Below are 20,620 nucleotides of genomic sequence, written 5' to 3' on the forward strand. Positions count from 1 at the left end.
GCAGGCAAATGCGACAGGCGCACGCGTCCCGGCACCTTGGGGCCAGCGCCCCGGCGCATTGCGTTTCGTCTTTGTGTGATGTGGGAAGTACCGGCGCGCTCTCCGCGCGCCGCGCGCCACCCCGGAAAATCGCTGCCCCGGATGCGCGCGGCGGCGCGGCAAGCGGGATCAGCGCTGTCGTGTGTCGGACGACGGCGAGAGGACCGTGTCGAAGGTGTCCATGTAGCCGAACAGCGCCGCACTGCCACCGGTGTGAACGAACACGATCGTTTCGTCGGCGCCGAAGTGCCCCTTGCGAATCAAGTCGATCAGCCCCGCCATGCCCTTGCCGGAGTACACCGGATCGAACAGCAGGCCCTCGGTTCGCGCGGCGAGCGAGACGGCTTCGACCATGCCCGGGGTCGGCAAGCCATAGCCGGCGCCCACGTAGTCGCAGTTGGCCATCACGCGCTCACGCCGGACGGCGTCGCCCATGCCGAGCAATTCGGCCGTTTCGCACGCCAGCTTGTGAACATTGTTTTCCTGCACCTCGCGCGGGGCGCGCACGCCGATACCCAGAACGTCGATCCCACTGCGCATGCCTTCAAAGCCGGCGACGAGCCCGGCCTGCGTGCCGGCGCTGCCGGTGGCGTGCACAACGCGATCGATACGGATCTGCTGCTCATTGGCCTGCGCAACGATCTCCAGCGCGCAGTTGACGTAGCCGAGCGCGCCGATGCTGTTCGAACCGCCACCCGGAATGATGTACGGCACACCGCCTTGCGCACGCACCTCTTCGGCAACGGCGGTCATCGCGGCGTTCATGTCGGTGCCGCCGGCATAGGTGCGCGTGGGTGCGCCGAACAACCGGTCGAGGAATACGTTGCCGGAGTTGCGATAGTCGTGCGCCTCATTGCCCGTGCGGTCTTCCAGCAGGATGATGCAGCGCATGCCGAGGCGGGCAGCCGCTGCCGCCGTCTGGCGCGCGTGATTCGACTGCGTGGCGCCTTGCGTGATGACCGTGTCGGCTCCTTTGACGAGGGCATCGGCCATCAGGAATTCCAGCTTGCGGGTCTTGTTGCCGCCCGTGGCCAGCCCGGTGCAATCGTCGCGTTTGATGTACAGACGCGGACCGCCGAGGTGTTCGCTCAGGCGCGACATCGGTTCAAGCGGCGTGTTCAGATGGCCCAGACGGACGCGGGGAAATTTGGAGAGGTGCATAGCGATTCTCTGGTGATGAATCAGTAGGTGGCGGGAAAGAGTTCGTTGCCGCGCGCGTATTGCACGCAACGTTGTGCGAGGTTCTCGGTGGCGTCGATCAGCGGACGGCCGGTATCGCCCGCGTGCAGCACGAGCGGCACTTCCGTGCAGGCGGCGATGAGCACGTCGGCACCCGCGGCGACCAACGCGTCGGCGAGCGTCTTCATGCCGATGCGTGCGTCGTCCGAGGGGCCGGCTGTCTTGATCCGGTAAAGCAGCGCAGCGAATTCCGCCAGCAAGGGGTCTGGCAGGACCACGGCCTGCCTGCCGCGCCGTGTGAGCGCGCGCTGATAGATGCCTGCGCTCAGGCAGCCGGGGGCGGCGAGCAACCCCACGCGCAAGGCATTCGGTTGCGTTCGGACGCAGGCGTCGCACGCTTCGTCGATCATGCTCACGAAGGGAATCGAGATCGCCGCACGGATCGCACCGGCAAAGGCGTGCGCCGTGTTGCACGCCATCACGAGAAAGTCGGCGCCACTGCGCTGCAAACCCCGTGCGGTCTCGGCCAGTGCCATCGCGGGAGACTCGCCATTGCCCAGAATGGCGCGGTTTCTGTCGGGAATCTTCGGGTTGGAATCCACCAGCACGCGCAGATGATCCTGCTCGGTGTCGACCGGCGTCGCCAACGTAATCTTCGCGAGAAGATCGGCGGTCGCCATCGGACCCATGCCCCCGATAACGCCGACGACCCACGTTCGTGCGGCATGTGTTTCGCTCATTGCTTCCTCTGTATACGTGTTGATGCAAACGATTCTAAGCAGCGAAAAAATGAGATTCCAATGACGAATCGAACGCCAACTATGCGAGACCGGAATAGTTTTTCGCGTGCGCCAGCGAGTCGAAAATTTCCAGTTGACAATCACCGGGGCGCGCGGCAAATCTCGGGGAATTCGAATGGAACGCCTGAGGCACCCCAATGGAGTTGAGACTGCTCGAGGACTTTCTCGCGGTCGCGCGACTGCGAAATTTTTCGCAGGCCTGCGTGGCACGGCACATGACGCAATCGGCCTTGAGCCGCCGGATCAAGGCGCTGGAGTTGTGGTACGGCGTGCCGCTCATCGACCGCACGTCGTATCCCGTCATGCTGACGAGTGCAGGCGCGGCATTCCTGCCGCTGGCCGAACAGATCGTCGCAGACCTGTACCGGAGCCGCCGCGAAGCCATCGCATCGCGCGAGGCCGCAGGTGGCACGCTCAAGTTCGCGATGCCGCACTCGCTCGCGATCTACTTCTTTCCCAACTGGTGGCGCGAGCAGAGACACGACGCCGCCCAACGCGCGTCGGTGGTGGCCGCCGATCTCGACGAGTGCGTGGATTTGCTGCTGAGCGGCGCTTGCCAATTCGCGCTGTGTTACTGCCACCCGCGCATTCCCAACCTGCTGGCAAAATCGTCGCTGCGGGGGATGCAGGTCGGACAAACGACCCTCGTGCCAGTGTCGGCTCTGACGGCCGACGGTGCGCCGCGTTATCCCCTGCCGCCGAAAGACGGGGACGCCTTGCCATTGCTGGCCTATTCGAGCGACTCGTTTCTGGGAAAAGTGACGGCAGCGTTGCACGCAGAACTGGAAACGCGCTTCCCGCTGGCGTTGCGCTACGAAAGTGCGCTCGTCGAAGCCCTCAAGGTGGAGGCCCTGCTCGGGGAAGGCGTCGCGTGGCTGCCCGAAGGCATGATCGAGACCGAACTACGCGCGGGAACCCTCGGTATCGTGGGCGAGCCCGATAGCGCAGCACGTCTCGAAATCTGGCTTTTCGCGTCGAACACGTTTGTCCCTCACGGCCGCGGCGATGAGCCTTCGTTCCTGCGCGAGCTTCGGCGTTCGGGGGGCGTGGATGATATGGGGGGCGGCGCGGGCGCGGGTGTCGATGACACCGCATGAGGTCGCGGATCACGGCACCGTCTCGTAAAACCAGTGAATTAAGCAACGAAACAAAAAACCCCGAGAGCGTAAAGCCTTCGGGGTTTTGGTCAAGCGTACTACGTGGGTAAGCTTTAGGTCAGCTTCAGGTTAGCTTCAGAACGGGATATCGTCGTCCATGTCGTCGAAGCCGCCCGACTGCTTGGCCGGGGCTTGTTGGCGAGCACCGCCGCCGCCACCGCCACCACCTGCACCGCCGCCGCGCGAGTAACCGCCGCCGCCGCCACCGCCGCCTTCGTCGCCACCGCCACGCGAATAGCCACCGCCACCGCCGCCACCACCGCCCTCACCACCGCGGCCACCCAGCATTTGCATCTGGTCAGCCACGATATCCGTGCTGTAACGGTCCGTGCCGTCCTGCGCTTGGTACTTGCGCGTGCGGATCTTGCCCTCGATGTACACCGACGAGCCCTTCTTCAGGTACTCATTGACGATTTCCGCCAGACGGCCGAAGAACGACACGCGATGCCATTCGGTCATCTCCTTGAATTCGCCAGACTGCTTGTCCTTATAGCGGTCGGTCGTCGCAAGACGAATGTTCGCTACAGCATCGCCGCTAGGCAGGTAGCGGACTTCGGGATCGGCGCCCAGATTGCCGACCAGGATGACTTTGTTGACTGATGCCATGAAACTTTCTCCGGAATTGCTGAAATCCGCTCAGGATTGACGAGGCGCAGGAGGCCTCATCGGTGCGGCGATTATAAGCCACACGAAAGCGCCCGCTGCACAAGTCAGGAATATTGCGTTCTGACCGTAGTGGGTCATAAGAAAACCCCCTAGTGCGCCGCCACAGAACAGACCCAGCGCCTGCGTCGTATTGTAGACGCCCACCGCCGCACCCTTGCGCTGCCCCGGCGCAAGCTTCGACACCAGCGACGGCTGCGAGGCTTCCAGCACATTGAATCCAAGGAAATAAACGAACAGCACGACCGCTATCACGGCCACCGTCGGCGGCAATCCGCCCAGCGCCAATTGCGCAATCGCGACCAGCGCAATCGCCGAGAGCAGCACCATCTTCATCTTGCCGCGCTTTTCCGCCGCAATGATCGCCGGCACCATCGCCACGAACGACAGCCCCATCACCGGCAGATAAATCTCCCAATGCTGCGCGACCGGCAGGCCTGCCGCCACCAGCATGCGCGGCATCGCCACGAACAGCGCCGTCTGCGTCGCGTGCAACACGAAAACGCCGAAGTTCAGGCGCAGCAATTCCGGGTTGTGCAGCACTTCGGAAAACGGCGCGGGGCCAGCCTTGGCGTGCACCGGCGGCGTGGGCACCACCCACAGCACGACGAAGATCGCGACCACCGCCAGAATGCCGATGGCGGAGAACAGGCCGCTCATGCCCAGCCAGTGATACAGGAACGGGGCGCATACGATGGCCACGGCGAACGACACGCCGATGCTGCCGCCGATCATCGCCATCGCCTTGGTCCGGTTGGCGTCGCTCGTCAGGTCGGCCACGCAGGCCATCACGGCTGACGAAATCGCCCCGGCCCCCTGAATGGCCCGTCCGACGATAATCCACGTCAGGTCGTGCGCCATGGCGGCAATCAGCGAGCCAATCGCAAACACGATCAGGCCGAAAATGATGACCGGCTTGCGCCCGATCCGGTCAGACGCCCAGCCGTATGGGATGTACAGCAGCGACTGCGTCAGGCCGTAGATGCCGATGGCCAGCCCGACGAGAAAGGTGTTGTTGCCGCCGGGAATCGTCTGCGCAAAGACAGAGAACACCGGCATGATCAGGAACAGGCCAAGCATGCGCAGCGCGAAAATGCTCGCCAGCGAGGCACTCGCGCGCACTTCTAGCGGAGTCATGCGGCCACCACGGCCGCTCGTCGTGGCAGGGGATGCGGAAGTCACGGAATCGGTAGACATTACGTCCTGAGAGATGAAAAAGCTCGTCCAGCCTCGGGTTGATCTGATGGATTGCCTGCTCGACTGCTCGATCACGGCGCCGCGAAACCACCCGTGCAAGGCCCTCTCGGGGGCCATCTGCCCGATGTCGGGCGGTATGTCGCACGGTATGTCGCGCTGCTGCGGGGCGTGCCTCTGGTAATCGGGCCGTTCGTCCCCATCTGTCCCCACGTTGGCAACCCGCCCGCACTGTGCGATCAGCAGGTTCTGCCCCAGAAATCAAACTTAGGTATATTAGCAGGTTTAGCCGCCCGGATTTCCCCCCTGCGGTCCGCCCGACCGCTCCCGCCGCCTGTTGTGCCGATGCCCGGCTTCGCCGTGCCGGCGTGGCCTGACGACCCGGGAAACCAGGGCTCTTGGGGGCCGGAACCCGCTCCCGCGACAATTCGCCGCGCGGGTTCATCGGCGACGACTCCGGAACCGTCAATGGAAACCATTCGTATTCGTGGGGCTCGTACCCACAACCTCAAGAACGTCAATCTCGACCTGCCCCGTCATCAGCTTGTGGTGATCACCGGCCTGTCCGGTTCGGGCAAGTCGTCGCTCGCTTTCGACACGCTTTATGCCGAAGGTCAGCGCCGCTACGTCGAGAGCCTGTCGGCTTACGCCAGGCAGTTCCTGCAATTGATGGAAAAACCGGACGTCGATCTGATCGAAGGCCTCTCGCCCGCGATTTCCATCGAACAGAAGGCCACCTCGCACAACCCGCGCTCGACCGTCGGCACGGTCACGGAAATTCACGACTACCTGCGCCTGCTCTACGCCCGCGTAGGCACCCCGCATTGCCCCGATCACGGCCTGCCGCTCCAGTCGCAGAACGTCGCGCAGATGGTCGATGCCGTGCTCGCCCTGCCCGAAGACACCAAGCTGATGATCCTCGCGCCGATCGTCGTCGATCGCAAAGGCGAACACGCCGATCTGTTCGAGTCGATGCAGGCACAGGGTTTCGTGCGCTTTCGCATCCGCTCGGGTGGCGGCGCGGCCAACGAAGGCACCGCCCGCGTCTATGACATCGAGGCGCTGCCCAAGCTCAAGAAGACGGAGAAGCACTCGGTCGACGTGGTCATCGATCGCGTGAAGGTGCGCCCGGACCTCAAGCAACGCCTTGCCGAATCGTTCGAGACAGCATTGCGTCTGGCCGATGGCCGCGCTATTGCGCTGGAAATGGACACCGGCAAGGAGCACGTTTTCAGTTCGAAGTTTGCGTGCCCGGTGTGCTCGTATTCGTTGCAGGAACTCGAACCGCGCCTGTTCTCGTTCAACAACCCGATGGGCGCCTGCCCGACCTGCGACGGACTGGGACAGATGACGTTCTTCGATCCGAAGCGCGTCGTCGGCTTCCCCGCCCTGTCGCTCGCCTCGGGCGCGATCAAGGGCTGGGATCGCCGCAACCAGTTTTACTTCCAGATGCTGCAAAGCCTCGCCGCGTTCTACGATTTCGACGTGGATACGCCGTTCGAGGAATTGCCGGAAGACACGCAGAAGATCGTGCTGTACGGCTCGGGCGAGCAGACCATTCCGTTCACCTACGTCAACGAGAAGGGCCGCACGTCGGTGCGCGAGCATGAGTTCGAGGGCATCATCCCGAACCTTGAGCGCCGCTATCGCGAGACCGACTCGGTCGCCGTGCGCGAAGAACTCGCCAAGTACCAGAACAACCGCGCCTGCCCCGATTGCGAAGGCAGCCGGCTGCGCCGCGAGGCACGTTTCGTCAAAGTGGGCGAAGGCCCGCAGGCGCGCGCAATCTATGAGATCGGCAACCTGCCGCTGCGCGAAACACTCGGTTATTTCCACGAACTCGTGCTGCACGGCTCGAAGCGCGAGATCGCCGACAAGATCGTGAAGGAAATCGTCGCACGGCTGTCGTTCCTGAATAACGTCGGCCTCGACTACCTGTCGCTGGAACGCAGCGCAGACACGCTCTCGGGCGGCGAAGCACAGCGCATCCGGCTGGCATCGCAGATCGGCTCGGGCCTCACGGGCGTGATGTACGTGCTAGACGAGCCGTCGATCGGCTTGCATCAGCGCGACAACGATCGCCTGATCGGCACGCTCAAGCATCTGCGCGATCTCGGCAACTCGGTGATCGTGGTGGAACACGACGAGGACATGATTCTCGCGAGCGACTACGTCGTCGACATGGGGCTGGGTGCCGGTGTGCACGGCGGCACGGTGATTGCGCAAGGCAGCCCGCAGCAGATCGAAAACTCGCCGGAATCGCTCACCGGGCAATATCTGTCGGGCGCACGCCGCATCGAAGTACCTCAGGAGCGGCGCGCACCGGGCGAAGACCGTCTGCGCATCATCGACGCCACCGGCAACAACCTGAAGCATGTGAGTCTCGATCTGCCGGTCGGTTTGCTGACCTGCGTGACGGGGGTGTCCGGCTCGGGCAAGTCGACACTGATCAACGACACGCTCTACCACGCCGTCGCGCGGCATCTCTACGGCTCGCAGGCCGAACCTGCGCCGTATGAGCAGATCGAGGGGCTGGAACACTTCGACAAGATCATCAACGTCGATCAGTCGCCCATCGGCCGCACGCCGCGCTCGAACCCGGCGACGTACACGGGCCTGTTCACGCCGATTCGCGAACTCTTCGCGGGTGTGCCGGCGGCCAAGGAACGCGGCTACGACCCGGGGCGCTTCTCGTTCAATGTGAAGGGCGGACGTTGCGAAGCCTGTCAGGGCGACGGCGTCATCAAAGTCGAAATGCACTTCCTGCCCGATGTGTACGTGCCGTGCGACGTCTGCCACGGCAAGCGCTACAACCGCGAAACGCTCGAAGTGCAATACAAGGGGCGCAATATCTCGGAAGTGCTCGACATGACGGTCGAGCAGGCGCACGAGTTCTTCAAGCCCGTGCCGGTCGTGGCGCGCAAGCTCAAGACGTTGCTGGACGTGGGTCTTGGCTACATCCGTCTGGGTCAGTCGGCCACCACGCTTTCGGGCGGGGAAGCGCAGCGTGTGAAGCTGTCGCTGGAACTCTCCAAGCGCGATACGGGCCGAACGTTGTATATCCTTGATGAACCGACGACCGGTCTGCACTTCCACGATATCGAGCTGTTGCTCACCGTCATCCACCGGCTGCGCGATCAGGGCAACACCGTGGTCATCATCGAGCACAATCTCGACGTGATCAAAACGGCTGACTGGGTGATCGATCTCGGACCGGAAGGCGGCGCGGGCGGCGGGCAGATCATCGCGCAGGGCACGCCCGAGGACGTGGCGGCCAGCAAGGCGAGCTTCACCGGCAAGTATCTCGCGCCGCTGCTCAAACGCAGCGCGTGAGCGCAAGTTCAGCGATAGGTTTTTGACAAGGACGTCAACGCATGGAACCGCGTTCTGGCTGGAAAACGGATCGAGCCTTCTGGGTCGAACTGACAAGCTACATTTTCGCCGCTGCGGCGCTGTGGATGATTCTGAGCATTCACCTGCTCTCGGCTGTGCTTGCGGGCATGATCGTCTTCCAACTTGTGCACGTACTCGGGCCTCGCCTGCAACTGCGTATTTCGAGCGAGCGCGCACGGCTGGTCGCCGTCGCGCTGCTCTCGGCGATCATCGTGGCGCTGATGACGGCGCTGATCTTCGGTGTGGTGACGTTTTTCCGCAGCGACGCCGGGCATCTGCAACACATCAACGGCCGCATGATGGAGGCGGTGGAGCAGGCGCGCACGCAGTTGCCGTCGTGGATTACCGACCGGCTGCCTGCCGATAGCGACGACATTCATCAGGCTGTGACGGGCTTTCTGAAAGATCACACGCAGGAGATGTCGCTGGTCGGCAAGGAAGCGCTCAACGCGATGGTGCACATCATCGTAGGGCTGGTGCTGGGCGCGCTGGTGGCGCTCTCGTCGATTCAACCGGTGCAGCACATGCAACCGCTCGCGGCCGCGCTCTCACGACGTGTCACGCGCTTCGGCGATGCGTTCCGGCGCATCGTTTTTGCACAGTTGAAGATCTCGGCGATCAACACGGTTTTCACGGCGATCTTCTTGCTCGGCGTGCTGCCGCTGTTCGACATTCACGTACCGCTGCGCAAGTCGATGATCGTGGTGACGTTCGTCGTGGGCCTGCTGCCGGTGGTGGGCAACCTGATCTCGAACACGTTCATTGTGGTGCTCAGCCTGTCGGTGTCGCTGTACGTGGCCATCGCGTCGCTGGTGTTCCTGATCGTGATTCACAAGCTCGAATACTTCCTCAACGCGCGCATCGTCGGCACGCAGATTCAATCGCGCGCATGGGAGCTGCTGCTCGCCATGATCGTGATGGAAGCCGCCTTCGGCCTGCCCGGACTCGTCGCCGCGCCGATCTACTACGGCTATCTCAAGAGCGAGTTGGCGGAGAAGCAGTTGGTCTGACACCGGCGTCCGAATACTTTCCCCATCCGCGGCGCTTTCGATCGACACGGATGGGCGTGTTTGGCGGTCATTCGGCCATGCGGTCATGTAGTCATGTTCTGAAAACGTCCGGCACTCCAGCCGCACTTTCAAGCACCTCGCGAGACAGGGAAATTTGCCGAAACCGCCCCGAAAATAGGGCTTTTACCCGTGCTTTCGCTCTGCAATTCCGCACGTCGTCCACGAGCCCGCCGCCGGCCGTCGATGCCGATCACCACCGCACCCGCCATAGAATCCCCCCGAAGCCATTGGTGAAATGATCGCAGGTCGATCACTACGAAGGGGGCACGCGCATGGCAGATCAGTACCCGGTCGAGGTCCAACCGGATTTTCTCGAGAAGATCGCTCGGGCAAGGCCTATTCAGGCACTCTCCGAACTCCTGTGGAATGCCTTCGACGCGGATGCGTCGCGGGTGGACATCACATTCGAGTACAACGATCTCGAAACACTGCGCGCCATCGTCGTCTCGGATGATGGCTACGGCATTCCTCATGCAGAGGCACCGACTTATTTCCGACGCCTCGGCGGCTCATGGAAGAAACCCGGCGCGCAGACGGCTTCGGGACGCTTTCTGCATGGTCAGGAGGGTCGTGGCCGGTTCAAGGCATTTGCCGTGGGCGCATCTGCGGAATGGGCCGTCGTCTACGAGCGCGAAGCCAGGTTGTGGTCGTACCGCATCCGGATGACGTCGCACGACATTCGTCATGTGAACATCAGCGACGAAGTGGATGTCACCGGCAAGGCAAAGCCCGGCGTCACACTCACCATCGGTGAGCCGCTCAAGGATTACCGCACGTTCACCTCCGAGGCAGGCCGGCAGGAATTGACGGAGATCTTCGCGCTATTCCTTGCCGACTACGAGGGCAGAGCGGCCATTATTCTCGATGGAAAATCCATCGACGCCGGTACGGCAATCGCCAGCCGCAAGACATTCACTCTCGCAGACATCCGCATCGGTGGCCTTGAACACTGGGTTCGTTTGCATGTCGTCGAATGGAAGAGCGCGGCCAACAGGGCGCTCTATCTCTGTAACGACCAACGTTTCCCCTTAGTTCAGGTCGACCGGCGATTCCACATCGGCCCATTTCAGTTCTCCGCCTACCTGTGCTCTCCTTTTCTTGGCATGGCGCAGACGGACGGCACCGTTGAACTGGCGGAAATGCAACCACCGATCGTTGCCGCAATCGACGAAGCGCAGCAGCTCATCAAGGATTATTTCCGCACGCGCGCAGCAGAAGAAGCCCGAACCGTGGTCGAAGCATGGAAGGATGAACAGGTCTATCCGTTTGCGGGCGACGCGGTTACACCGGTCGAACGCGTCGAACGGCAGGTCTTCGACATCGTCGCAGTCAACGTCGCCCGGCACCTGCCCGACTTCGGCACAACCCAAATCAGAAACAAAGCGTTCCAGCTTCGCATGCTTCGGCAAGCGATCGAGAAAAGCCCCGACGAACTACAAGTCATCCTCGATGAGGTGCTGAAGTTGCCCAAGCGTCAACGTGACGAGTTGGCCCGCCTGTTACGGGACACGTCACTTTCATCGATCATCGGCGCGGCCCGGATCGTGTCAGACCGGCTGAAATTCCTGACAGGGCTTGAAGCCGTCTTGTTCGACGCGGCACCGAAAAAACGTTTGAAGGAACGGTCGCAACTGCACCGGATTATTGCGCAGAACTGCTGGCTGTTCGGCGAAGAATTCAGTCTTGCCGTGGACGACGAATCGCTCACCCAAGTGTTGGTCGCACACCGGAAGATGCTCGATCCCGATGTCGTCATCGATGCGCCGGTCAAGCACATCTCTCAAACCCGCGGCATCGTCGACCTGATGCTGTCGAAAGCGACAAAGCAACACCGCGTGAATCAACTGACGCATCTTGTCGTTGAATTAAAAGCGCCTAAAGTGGCCATCGCAGCAACCGAGGTCATGCAGATCGAGAGTTATGCCTTTTCGGTCATGAACGACCCTCGGTTCAAACAAGTCGGCACCACTTGGCTGTTCTGGATCATCAGTGACGAGTTGGCCGCCTACACTGAACATCGTGTTCAAGACGAAGCCGGACTGATTCATACGAAGGACAACCTGTCGATCTACGCCAAGACATGGGCGCAGGTGCTCGACGAGAATCGCGCCCGGCTGAAGTTCTTTCAGGACAAACTCGAAGTGCAAGTGGACAAAGCTTCGTCGCTCAAATATTTGCAGGAACGTTACGCCAGCTATCTTGACGGCGTCTTTGAGGAGGCCATCGATGCCGAAGACGCGGAAAACGCCGCATCGGACACAGCGACAGCCTCGCCCTGAACGCCAACCACCAAGGCAGTCCTGTTTTTGCCGAATTTGACATTTCGTCATCGAGTGACATAATGTCAAATCATGAAATCCACCAAATCCCCCGGTACGGGCAAGCGCGACGAGAACGCACTGCTGTTGCGTGAAGGCCGCAAGATCGTCGAGGCGCTCGGCCAGACGTTCGCGCCGCTTGTCGAAGTGGTGCTGCACGACCTGACCGATCCCGATCACGCCATCGTGGCCATCGCCAACAATCTGTCAGGCCGCCAGCCCGGCGACGCCGTGACCGAGATGGGGCTCGCGCGCATTGCCGACCCCGCATTCCCCGAAGTCATCGCCAATTACGCGAACCGCTTCCCCGACGGGCGTCCGGCCAAAAGCACCTCCATCGGCTTGAAGAACAGCGGCGGCGAGTACGTAGCCGCCATCTGCCTGAACATGGATATCTCGATGCTCGCAGCCGCCGCCGCCAGCGTGCAGCAACTGGTGAACATCCAGACTGCGTCGCCGGCGCCCGTGCGCGAGACGCTCGCCACACGCCGGCTCGACGACATCGGCCCGCTCATCACCGACTTTGCCGCGCAGCGCAACACCACGCCGCAAGGACTCTCGCTGGCCCAGCGCCGCGACGCCATCCGCATGATCGAAGCGCGCGGGCTGCTCGACCTGCGTCATGCCCACGCGGAGATCGCGCGCGCATTGGGCGTGGCCCGCTCGACCGTCTACACCTACCTCTCCGACCCGAAAGGCACATCATGACTGCTCCCCAACTGGCGATCACGTACGGCGATGTCGCGGCCGCCCATGATCGGATTCGCGAAGCCGCACACCACACACCGGTACTCACCTCGCGCACGGCTGACGCCATGACCGGCGCGCAACTGTTCTTCAAGGCCGAGAACTTCCAGCGCATGGGCGCGTTCAAGTTCCGTGGTGCCTACAACGCCATCTCGCAGTTCACCGCCGAACAGAAACGCGGTGGCGTGCTGGCCTTCTCGTCGGGCAACCATGCGCAGGCGATTGCCCTCGCCGCGCGTGAATTGGGCGTGGCAGCGGTCATTCTGATGCCGCAAGACGCCCCGCAAATGAAGATCGACGCCACGCGCGGTTATGGCGCAGAAGTCGTGCTCTTCGACCGTTACAAGGAAGACCGCGAAGCGCTCGCCACGCGTCTGGCGACCGAGCGCGGCATGACCCTGATTCCGCCGTACGATCATCCGCACGTGATGGCCGGCCAAGGCACCGCCGCCAAGGAATTGATCGAAGACGTCGGCACGCTCGACATTCTTGTGGTGTGTCTGGGCGGTGGCGGCCTGCTGTCGGGTTGTGCCGTCGCGGCACGCGCGCTCAACCCGAACATTGCCATCTACGGCGTGGAGCCGGAGGCCGGCAACGACGGGCAGCAGAGCTTTCGCAGCGGCAAGATCGTGCACATCGACACGCCGCGCACGATTGCCGATGGCGCACAGACGCAGCATCTGGGGAACTACACGTTCCCGGTGATTCGTTCGCTGGTCGACGACATTCTGACCGTGACCGACGACGAACTCGTGCAGACGATGAAGTTCTTCGCGAGCCGCATGAAGATCGTGGTCGAGCCGACCGGCTGCCTCGCCGCCGCTGCTGTGCTGCAAGGCAAGCTGGATGTGAAGGGCAAGCGCGTCGGCATCATTCTGTCCGGCGGCAATGTCGATATGGCGCGGTTCGCCAAACTTACCCTCGGGGAGGCTGTATGAGTACGCTGGAACGCGGTATCGAAGAAGTGAATGTCCCCACGCTGCAACCGCCGCGTGGTCACTATTCACACGGCGTGTGCGCCAACGGCTTTGTGTTCGTCTCGGGGCAACTGCCGATCACGCCGGAAGGCGAGCGGCTCGTCGGTGCACCGTTTGCCGTGCAGGCGAAACAGGCACTCGATAACGTCGCCGCCATTCTCACCGCCTGCGGCACCCGTATCGAACGGCTGGTGCAAGTGCGCGTGTACATCACGAATGTCGACGACTGGGGACCGTTCAACGAGGTCTATACGGCCTGGGCCGGTGACGCGAAACCGGCACGCGCCGTCGTGCCTGTGCCGGCACTCAGTCACGGTGTGGCCGTCGAGATCGAAGCGACGGCACTGGCGGGCTAATCGTCGTGTGTCCGTGCGCGGCGAAGGTGTGAGCATCGCCGCGCCTGTATCGCCAATGTGCCTCGCCCCGGGCGGCACATTCGCGATAGGTCATTGCAATATGGCCGAGTGATCGCTAAATGATCGCTGAATGATGCTGTGTGAAGCCTGAGTGTTGCGTCTAATGTCGGTCAGTGAATGCGTAGCGCAGTTACACTGCTTGTCACTTTCACCGATCTGGCCGCACATGACGACCCCCGACCTTCCGCCGTCCTCCGCTTCATCCCCTTCCCCGTCAGCATCCGTGCCGCCCTCGCGCGACGCGATAGACCCGGCGCTGCCGCAGCAACGCGTCGACGACGAACCGTTGCGACTGGTCACAAGCTTCAACGATGTGTTCGTGGTGATCGCTGCGTGGCTGCTGTCGTTCGGCACCGGGTGGCTGACGATGTCGCTCCCGACGACGTTGCAGATGCTGATCTCCGCTGCCATCACGTGGGGCTTGTCCGAGATTTTCGTGCGACGCCGCCGCATGGCGCTGCCCGCACTGTGTTTCAGCTTCGGTTTCATCAGCGCAGTGGCATTGATCGGGTTCGGCAACGCGTCGCTCGTAACGCAGGATGTCAGCGGCGTGCGGCAATCGATGAGCTGGTTCACGCTCGGCGGCACGGCCATTTTCACCGCTGCCGGTGCCGCGCTCTACTGGTGGCGCTTTCGGGTGCCGGTCGCGATTGCGTTCGGTGTCGCTGGCGTCGTCATCACCGCGTGGTTCCACATCCTTGTGCTCCGGGAAAACTTCCTTGAGTGGATATTGGTGGCCAGCGTGCTCGTGGGGCTCGCGATTTTCGTGTGGGCGCTGCGCTGGGATGCACAAGACCCGCAACGCGTGACGATTCGCTCGGATGTCGCCTTCTGGCTGCATCTGGTCGCCGCGTGCATGGTCACGCACCCGATCTTCTGGACGCTGATGCCGGCGCATCCGTTCGCGGCGATTGCGGTGTTTCTGGTGCTGACGGTGGTGTCGCTTGTGATCGACCGGCGCGCGCTCATGCTCTCGTCGCTGCTGTACGTGATCAGCGCCATCATGAAGGTGCTGGTGACCTCATCTGATGCGAGTAGCTTGCCGGTGGTCGCCGTTGTGGTGGGTGCCGCGCTGTTGTTGCTGTCGGTGTTCTGGCAGCCGTCGCGTGCGTTGGCCTTGCGTTGCGTGCCTGCCGGCTGGCGGGCGAAATTGCCGCGCTGATCGCGACCGTCTTCACCCTCCACGCTTCACCCTATGCCGCGCCCGATCTTCTGGCGCGGCATCGTCTCTACCGCCCAAGCGTCACTGAATCGTGACGCGCTCCAGCACCTTCATGAAGTGATCGAGCGGCGGCGTCGCCATACCGGCGATTTTCGCGCGATCGTCCCAGCGGCGCAGTCGCATCGCGGCTTCCGCATGGTCACGTGCAAGAAACGTCTTGGCCTCGTCGTCATTGAACACGCCGCCCTGCAACGCAAGACTGCGCACGGAATCGACAGAGAGTTGGCTGAAGTACTCGGGATCGACGGCGCACAGGCAACGCTTGGCGTCGACGTGCAACCGGATCGGCTCGAGGACGGCATCGCTGAATAGCGGCCGCAGGAAAGGCAGGGCGTAGTACTGATGCAGGTCGTCGATGCCGCGCTCGGTGGGCGTCTCGCCCTGAAGATTGAGCAAATGGCCGAGATCGTGGAGAAAGCTGGCGGCGACGAGCGCCTCGTCGGCGCCCTCGCTCTGCGCTAACGCGCCGCTTTGCAGCGCGTGCTCCAACTGGGTGACAGGCTCGCCGCTGTAGGCCAGCGAGCCAAATTTATCGAACAGGGTGCGGATGTCCGGCAGGCTCAGGGCCATCGTGTGAACTCTCGTTGTCGTCGCGTGAATCCGATGGGGCGGCCGCCGTCGCGACATCGGCAAACGCCGCCAGCTTCGACACCTTCGTTTCCTTCGGCGTCTTGGTTTCTTTGATTTCCTTCGGCTTGTCGCGCATGCGGCTCTTGCGCAACGCACCGGCGTCATCCAGCACGGTGTACGCCGTCGAGCAGAACAGCGAATTCAACCGCTTCATGTCGCTGATGATGTCCAGATGCAGCGAACTCGTCTCGATGCTCTGCACCGACTGACCCGCCAGACGATTCAGGTGAGTGTACGAATACGCCCGCTCCAGATCGCGGAAACTTTCCTTCTCGGTCATCAGGCGCTGCGCGCTCTTGAGGTCGCCGTTCAGGAACACCGACAAGCCAAGTTGCAGGTTGGTCACGAGCCGCGCATGCATGTCGCAGATTTCCTGCAAGCCCGCCTCGGAGAACGACAGCTTGTGCGAAATCTTCTTCTCTTCGACCTCGGTCACCATGCGCTCGATGATGTCGCCCGCATGTTCCAGATTGATCGTGAGCGAAATGATGTCGGTCCAGCGACGGCTGTCCGGCTCGCTCAGGTTCTCGCGCGACACCCGCGTGAGATACATCTTCACCGCCGTATAAAGATGGTCGACATCGTCGTCCATCCGCCGCGTCTCGCGCGCCCGCACCACATCGTTGCTGCGAATGACTTCGAGCAGCCCGTTCAGCATCTGCTCGACGATATCGCCCATGCGCAATGTCTCGCGCGTGGCGTTGGCCAATGCCACCGACGGCATCGACAGCGCACTCTCATCCAGATGGCGGGGCCGCGCGCTGGTATCCGCTTCGGGCTTCTCGGCCAGCAGCCGCACGCAAAGGCGCGCCATCGGCTCGGTGAACGCGAGGAAGACCACGCAGCGGATCAGGTTGTAGATGACGTGGAAGTTCACAACTGCCTGCGCTGGCTGGTCCGACAACCAGCTCACCAGCAGCGGTGCGTAGTCGACGAACGGCAACACGATCAGGCAGCCGATCAGCTTGAAGATGAGGCTGCCGAACACCACGCGACGCCCGGCCGCGTTCTGGCCCGCCGAGGTCAGCATGGCCAGCATGCCGCTGCCCAGATTCGCACCGATCACGAGACACAGCGCGACCTTCAGCGAGATCACTCCCGACGAGGCCAGCGTAGCGGTCAGCAGCACGGCGGCCAGACTCGAATACGAGATCATCGCGAACAGCGCGCCGATCAGGGTGTCGAGCATCACGTCGCCGGTCAGCGAACCGAACAGCACCTTCACACCGGCGGCCTGCGTCATGGGCGTGGTCGCGCCGACGATCAGTTGCAACGCAAGAATGATCAGGCCAAGACCAATCGCCACACGGCCGAGTTGCCCGGCGCGCGTCTGTTTGCGTGAAAGGAAAAAGATGACGCCGAAGAAGATCAGCAGCGGCGAGAGCCAGTGCAGATCGAACGTCAGGATCCGCGCCATGATGGCCGTGCCAACGTCGGCCCCGAGCATGATCGAGAGCGCCGGTGCCAGTGCAATCAACCCCTGCGCACCGAAGGACGAGACGATGAGCGCGGTCGCGTTGCTGCTCTGCACCAGTCCGGTCACGAGCACGCCGGCCGCGAAAGCCAGAAAGCGGTTCGAAATGCTGTGGGACAGAATGCGCCGCAGATCGGCGCCGTAGACGCGCAGGACCCCGGTACGCACGATATGCGTACCCCAGATCAGCATCGCTACGCCGGAGAGAAGGTTGAGCAGTGTCAGCATGCCAGTGTTCCGTGATCTTGTTGTCGACGGGACGGGCAGCGCCCTGCGCCGCCGGCATGACGCGACCACTGGTTTGCCATACAGGCATCCCGCGTCAGATCAAAACTGGCGTCGGGATGCGTATGAAGTTCACGCGTCATGCGTATCCCCAATCGGTACACCGTACACCAAAATGACGGGCGCAACAATCGTGTCATGAATTTGTCACAATTTTTGCACCGACTCTGCTAAGCCTTGTTGCGTAAGGGTGACAGCGGGAACGTCACCGGCAGGATTGCCCCGCCGACGCGCCCCGCGACACCCCCGTACCTCACCTCTCGCGACCTTCATGCCCCCCAAGGCAGCGTGAAGGTTTTGGTGTTGGTGAAGCTCTTCATCGCTTCCTGCACCCCTTCTTTATAGCCGAGGCCGGAATCCTTGATGCCGCCGAACGGCGTCAGCTCGATGCGATAGCCCGGCACTTCCCAGACGTTGACCGTACCGACCTGCAACTCGTCGGTGAAGCGCGTGACGTAGTCGAGGCGGTTGGTACAGACGCCCGACGACAGACCGAAGGCCGTGCCGTTGGAAATCGCAATCGCCTCGTCGATGCTGCCGAACGTAATGATGGGCGACACCGGCCCGAAGGTTTCTTCGCGCACCACCGTCATCTTCGGGTCGACGCGGTCGATCACCGTCGGCGAGTACAGCGCGCCCTCGCGCTTGTTGCCTACGAGCAACCGGGCACCCTGCGCCACCGCTTCGTTCACACGCGCTTCGAACAGGCGCGCGGCACCCTCGTCGATGACGGTACCCATGTCGTTATTGCCGTCGCTCGGGTCACCGTACTTCCATGCGCGCGTCTTCTCCACGACCATTTCGGTGAACTGCGCTGCGATGTCGCGATGCACGAGCATGCGTTTCACCGCCGTGCAGCGCTGGCCCGAATTCTTGTACGAGCCTTGCACAGCGAGATCGGACGCGCGATCGAGGTCGGCATCTTCCATCACGATCAACGGGTCGTTGCCGCCCAGCTCCAGCACGATGCGGCGATAACCGGCCTTCGAGGCAATGTACTTGCCGATCGACACACCACCGGTGAAGGTGATCATGTCGATGTTCTCGTTGGTCAGCATCTCGTCGGCAATCTCCATCGGATCGCCCGTGATCACTTGCAGCATTTCCGGCGGCAGGCCCGCTTCATACAGCGTATCGGCGAGGTAGAAGGCCGAGAGCGGCACCTTCTCCGACGGCTTGAGCACCATGCGGTTGTTGGTGGCCACCGACGGCGCGACCTTGTGCGCGACCTGATTCATCGGATGATTAAACGGCGTGATGGCCGAAATCGCCCCGAGCAACGGCTCGCGCTGCGTCACCACACGGCGCTTCTTGCCGTGCGGCGTGAGATCGCACGAGAAGGCCTGACCGTCGTCTTTCAGCGCTTCGCCCGCCGCAAAGCCTAGTACGTCGGCCACGCGGCCGATTTCATACACCGCGTCTTTCTTGCAGAGCCCCGACTCCATCGTGATGATGGCGGCGGCTTCGGCCGTGCGCTCGCGCAGCAGCGCGGCGGCCTTGTCGAGAATGTTGGCGCGCTCGAAGCGGGTGAGCTTCGAGCGGTATTGCTTGGCAATCGAGAACGCGCGGCGCACGTCGTCGAGCGATGCCTTGGGCACCGTGCCGACCAGATCGCCCGAGTACGGGTTAAAGACTTCGATGATCCGTTCACGGGTCACTTTCTCTCCGCCGATGCGCAGGGCTTCGGCGCGAAACTCGGGATGCAGCTTGTGCGGCGCGTTCATGGGGTTCTCCACAGCTTATTCAAACTGGTCGGGGTGCCGGCGTAGTTCAGCTTCGGGTCAGATGTGATTTCAGACGTGATTCAGCGCGACGTCGAGAATGTCGAAGTTGCGCAGTCGCGCCTTGCCCGGAATGCCTTCGGTCTTGCGATTGAAGAGCAGCGGCACGGTCTGTTCGGAGATACCGCCATGCGAGCGCAGCGGCACCGTCAGCCCGGTCAGATCGTGACGGCTGGCGCTCGTGCCGAGCACCACCGACTGATCGCTCACGACCACGAGGTCGCCGACACGATCGGGCGGCAGTTCGAAGCGCGCACAGGCTTCGGCGTTGGTCAGCACCACTTCGAGACCCGGCAACGCGGCGATGCGCTTGCGCATGGCATCGCGGTCGATATCACGCGGCAGGTAGATGGTGGCGAACGAACCGAGCGCGCCGTGGTGGACAACGTACGGATCGGTGATCGGCAGAATCACGCGTGCCCCGCCTTCGGCCACGCCCTTGCCGAGCCAGTCGTCGAGCAAGTCCTGCAAATAGATCACGTTAGGCTGGCCGGTCTTCGGATCGTGCTTGGCGTTCATGCCGTGATCGGCGGTCAGGCCGATGACCGCACCGAGTTCGTCCATGCGGCGCAGGTACTTGTCCATCATCGCGTAGAAGGCGTTGGCGCCTTCGGTGCCCGGGGCCCACTTGTGCTGCACGTAGTCGGTGGTCGACAGGTACATCAGGTCGACGTGGCGCGTTTCCAGCAAGCGCACACCGGCTGCGAACACAAACTCAGAGAGTTCTGCACTGTAGACGTCAGGCACCGGCATGCCGACGAGACCCAGCACGTCTTCGATGCCATTCTCGGCGAGCGTGACCTGATCGGCCTTCTCAGACGAGAAGCAGATGCCCGTCATGCGGTGGCCGAGCAGCTTGCGCAGCTTGTCTTTGGCGGTGACGACGGCCACCTTGGCACCGGCGTCCGCCGCAGCTGCCAGCACCGTCCCGGCGCGCAGGTAGGCGGGGTCGTTCATCATGACTTCGGCGCCCTTGCCACCGTCGGCGGCCGGGTCGTAGAAGTAGTTGCCGCAGATGCCATGCACGGCCGGGGGGGCGCCGGTCACGATGGACAGATTGTTCGGGTTGGTGAACGACGGCACCACGCAGTCGCCCTGAAACACCGCGCCATCGGCGAGCAGGTGTTTGAGGTACGGCGCGACGCCGGCGTTGGCGGCCGCTTCGAGATATTCGAACTGGCAACCGTCGACACACACGATGACGGTGGGCTGTTGCGGCAGCCGGTACTGGCGGCCATTCACTTGGATCTGCACGGGCTGGTTCACGTCGGTCTC

General features: G+C 62.6%; 16 protein-coding genes. 8 read left to right on the top strand and 8 right to left on the bottom strand.

Translation table 11 applies throughout. From position 1 onward, the window contains the following. Positions 1–168: 168 nt before the first annotated feature. Together CDV46_RS17685 and CDV46_RS17690 are read right to left on the bottom strand one after the other, a co-directional pair. Positions 169–1,200, bottom strand: coding sequence for a D-cysteine desulfhydrase (locus tag CDV46_RS17685; RefSeq protein WP_087723974.1), 1,032 nt, complete (start codon positions 1,198–1,200; stop codon positions 169–171). 20 nt (positions 1,201–1,220) lie between these two features. Next, the gene (locus tag CDV46_RS17690) at positions 1,221–1,958 is read right to left on the bottom strand and encodes an aspartate/glutamate racemase family protein (protein ID WP_087723976.1); all 738 of its coding nucleotides are present in this window, start codon (positions 1,956–1,958) and stop codon (positions 1,221–1,223) included. A gap of 197 nt (positions 1,959–2,155) precedes the next feature. On the opposite strand from CDV46_RS17690, the gene CDV46_RS17695 reads away from it, so the two are divergent. Then, a complete protein-coding gene (locus tag CDV46_RS17695; protein ID WP_087723979.1) occupies positions 2,156–3,115 on the top strand; it encodes a LysR family transcriptional regulator in 960 nt (319 codons plus the stop codon). Between the two features lie 135 nt (positions 3,116–3,250). On the opposite strand, the gene CDV46_RS17700 is transcribed toward CDV46_RS17695, so the two are convergent. After that, entirely contained in the window at positions 3,251–3,781 is a 531-nt protein-coding gene (locus CDV46_RS17700; protein ID WP_087723981.1) for a single-stranded DNA-binding protein, read from the bottom strand. Between the two features lie 30 nt (positions 3,782–3,811). After that, positions 3,812–4,975: an MFS transporter gene (locus CDV46_RS17705; RefSeq protein WP_058377185.1), complete on the bottom strand. Its 1,164-nt coding sequence runs from the start codon at positions 4,973–4,975 to the stop codon at positions 3,812–3,814. A 525-nt stretch (positions 4,976–5,500) separates the two neighbouring features. Between CDV46_RS17705 and uvrA the strand changes: the two genes are divergently transcribed. From uvrA to CDV46_RS17740, 7 genes are all read left to right on the top strand, one after another. After that, on the top strand, positions 5,501–8,365 hold the full coding sequence (uvrA, locus tag CDV46_RS17710) for an excinuclease ABC subunit UvrA (protein WP_087723983.1): 2,865 nt from the start codon (positions 5,501–5,503) through the stop codon (positions 8,363–8,365). Between the two features lie 41 nt (positions 8,366–8,406). Further along, on the top strand, positions 8,407–9,435 hold the full coding sequence (locus CDV46_RS17715; protein WP_087689812.1) for an AI-2E family transporter: 1,029 nt from the start codon (positions 8,407–8,409) through the stop codon (positions 9,433–9,435). Between the two features lie 332 nt (positions 9,436–9,767). After that, entirely contained in the window at positions 9,768–11,774 is a 2,007-nt protein-coding gene (locus CDV46_RS17720; protein ID WP_087723985.1) for an ATP-binding protein, read from the top strand. A gap of 72 nt (positions 11,775–11,846) precedes the next feature. After that, complete coding sequence (locus CDV46_RS17725; RefSeq protein WP_087689815.1) at positions 11,847–12,521, top strand: helix-turn-helix transcriptional regulator; 675 nt, start codon at positions 11,847–11,849, stop codon at positions 12,519–12,521. After that, positions 12,518–13,498 (top strand): threo-3-hydroxy-L-aspartate ammonia-lyase, encoded by a 981-nt coding sequence (locus CDV46_RS17730; RefSeq protein WP_087689817.1) that lies wholly within the window; start codon positions 12,518–12,520, stop codon positions 13,496–13,498. The genes CDV46_RS17725 and CDV46_RS17730 overlap by 4 nt, the downstream gene beginning before the upstream one ends. Then, positions 13,495–13,893: a RidA family protein gene (locus tag CDV46_RS17735; RefSeq protein ID WP_087689819.1), complete on the top strand. Its 399-nt coding sequence runs from the start codon at positions 13,495–13,497 to the stop codon at positions 13,891–13,893. The genes CDV46_RS17730 and CDV46_RS17735 overlap by 4 nt, the downstream gene beginning before the upstream one ends. A 226-nt stretch (positions 13,894–14,119) precedes the next feature. Next, positions 14,120–15,115 carry a hypothetical protein gene (locus CDV46_RS17740; RefSeq protein WP_140413409.1) on the top strand — a complete coding sequence of 332 codons (996 nt, stop codon included), beginning with the start codon at positions 14,120–14,122 and terminating at the stop codon, positions 15,113–15,115. An 81-nt stretch (positions 15,116–15,196) separates the two neighbouring features. Here the strand turns inward: CDV46_RS17740 and CDV46_RS17745 are convergent, their stop codons facing one another. The 4 genes from CDV46_RS17745 to phnA all read right to left on the bottom strand — a co-directional run bounded on the left by CDV46_RS17745 (position 15,197) and on the right by phnA (position 20,611). After that, positions 15,197–15,745: a phosphonate degradation HD-domain oxygenase gene (locus CDV46_RS17745; RefSeq protein ID WP_087689823.1), complete on the bottom strand. Its 549-nt coding sequence runs from the start codon at positions 15,743–15,745 to the stop codon at positions 15,197–15,199. Further along, the gene (locus CDV46_RS17750; RefSeq protein ID WP_084656001.1) at positions 15,705–17,507 is read right to left on the bottom strand and encodes a Na/Pi cotransporter family protein; all 1,803 of its coding nucleotides are present in this window, start codon (positions 17,505–17,507) and stop codon (positions 15,705–15,707) included. Before CDV46_RS17750 ends, CDV46_RS17745 begins: the two co-directional genes overlap by 41 nt. Positions 17,508–17,833: 326 nt before the next feature. Continuing rightward, positions 17,834–19,288 carry a phosphonoacetaldehyde dehydrogenase gene (gene phnY / locus CDV46_RS17755; RefSeq protein ID WP_087689825.1) on the bottom strand — a complete coding sequence of 485 codons (1,455 nt, stop codon included), beginning with the start codon at positions 19,286–19,288 and terminating at the stop codon, positions 17,834–17,836. A 69-nt stretch (positions 19,289–19,357) separates the two neighbouring features. After that, positions 19,358–20,611: a phosphonoacetate hydrolase gene (phnA, locus tag CDV46_RS17760; protein WP_087689827.1), complete on the bottom strand. Its 1,254-nt coding sequence runs from the start codon at positions 20,609–20,611 to the stop codon at positions 19,358–19,360. Positions 20,612–20,620: the final 9 nt, after the last annotated feature.

The sequence above is a fragment of the Pandoraea sp. PE-S2T-3 genome, from assembly GCF_002179965.1.
Taxonomy (GTDB): domain Bacteria; phylum Pseudomonadota; class Gammaproteobacteria; order Burkholderiales; family Burkholderiaceae; genus Pandoraea.

Coding starts and splice junctions, on each gene's coding strand:
- CDV46_RS17685 (WP_087723974.1), bottom strand. CDS start 1,200: ATGCACCTCTCCAAATTTCCCCGCGTCCGTCTGGGCCATCTGAACACG.
- CDV46_RS17690 (WP_087723976.1), bottom strand. CDS start 1,958: ATGAGCGAAACACATGCCGCACGAACGTGGGTCGTCGGCGTTATCGGG.
- CDV46_RS17695 (WP_087723979.1), top strand. CDS start 2,156: ATGGAGTTGAGACTGCTCGAGGACTTTCTCGCGGTCGCGCGACTGCGA.
- CDV46_RS17700 (WP_087723981.1), bottom strand. CDS start 3,781: ATGGCATCAGTCAACAAAGTCATCCTGGTCGGCAATCTGGGCGCCGAT.
- CDV46_RS17705 (WP_058377185.1), bottom strand. CDS start 4,975: ATGACTCCGCTAGAAGTGCGCGCGAGTGCCTCGCTGGCGAGCATTTTC.
- uvrA (WP_087723983.1), top strand. CDS start 5,501: ATGGAAACCATTCGTATTCGTGGGGCTCGTACCCACAACCTCAAGAAC.
- CDV46_RS17715 (WP_087689812.1), top strand. CDS start 8,407: ATGGAACCGCGTTCTGGCTGGAAAACGGATCGAGCCTTCTGGGTCGAA.
- CDV46_RS17720 (WP_087723985.1), top strand. CDS start 9,768: ATGGCAGATCAGTACCCGGTCGAGGTCCAACCGGATTTTCTCGAGAAG.
- CDV46_RS17725 (WP_087689815.1), top strand. CDS start 11,847: ATGAAATCCACCAAATCCCCCGGTACGGGCAAGCGCGACGAGAACGCA.
- CDV46_RS17730 (WP_087689817.1), top strand. CDS start 12,518: ATGACTGCTCCCCAACTGGCGATCACGTACGGCGATGTCGCGGCCGCC.
- CDV46_RS17735 (WP_087689819.1), top strand. CDS start 13,495: ATGAGTACGCTGGAACGCGGTATCGAAGAAGTGAATGTCCCCACGCTG.
- CDV46_RS17740 (WP_140413409.1), top strand. CDS start 14,120: ATGACGACCCCCGACCTTCCGCCGTCCTCCGCTTCATCCCCTTCCCCG.
- CDV46_RS17745 (WP_087689823.1), bottom strand. CDS start 15,745: ATGGCCCTGAGCCTGCCGGACATCCGCACCCTGTTCGATAAATTTGGC.
- CDV46_RS17750 (WP_084656001.1), bottom strand. CDS start 17,507: ATGCTGACACTGCTCAACCTTCTCTCCGGCGTAGCGATGCTGATCTGG.
- phnY (WP_087689825.1), bottom strand. CDS start 19,288: ATGAACGCGCCGCACAAGCTGCATCCCGAGTTTCGCGCCGAAGCCCTG.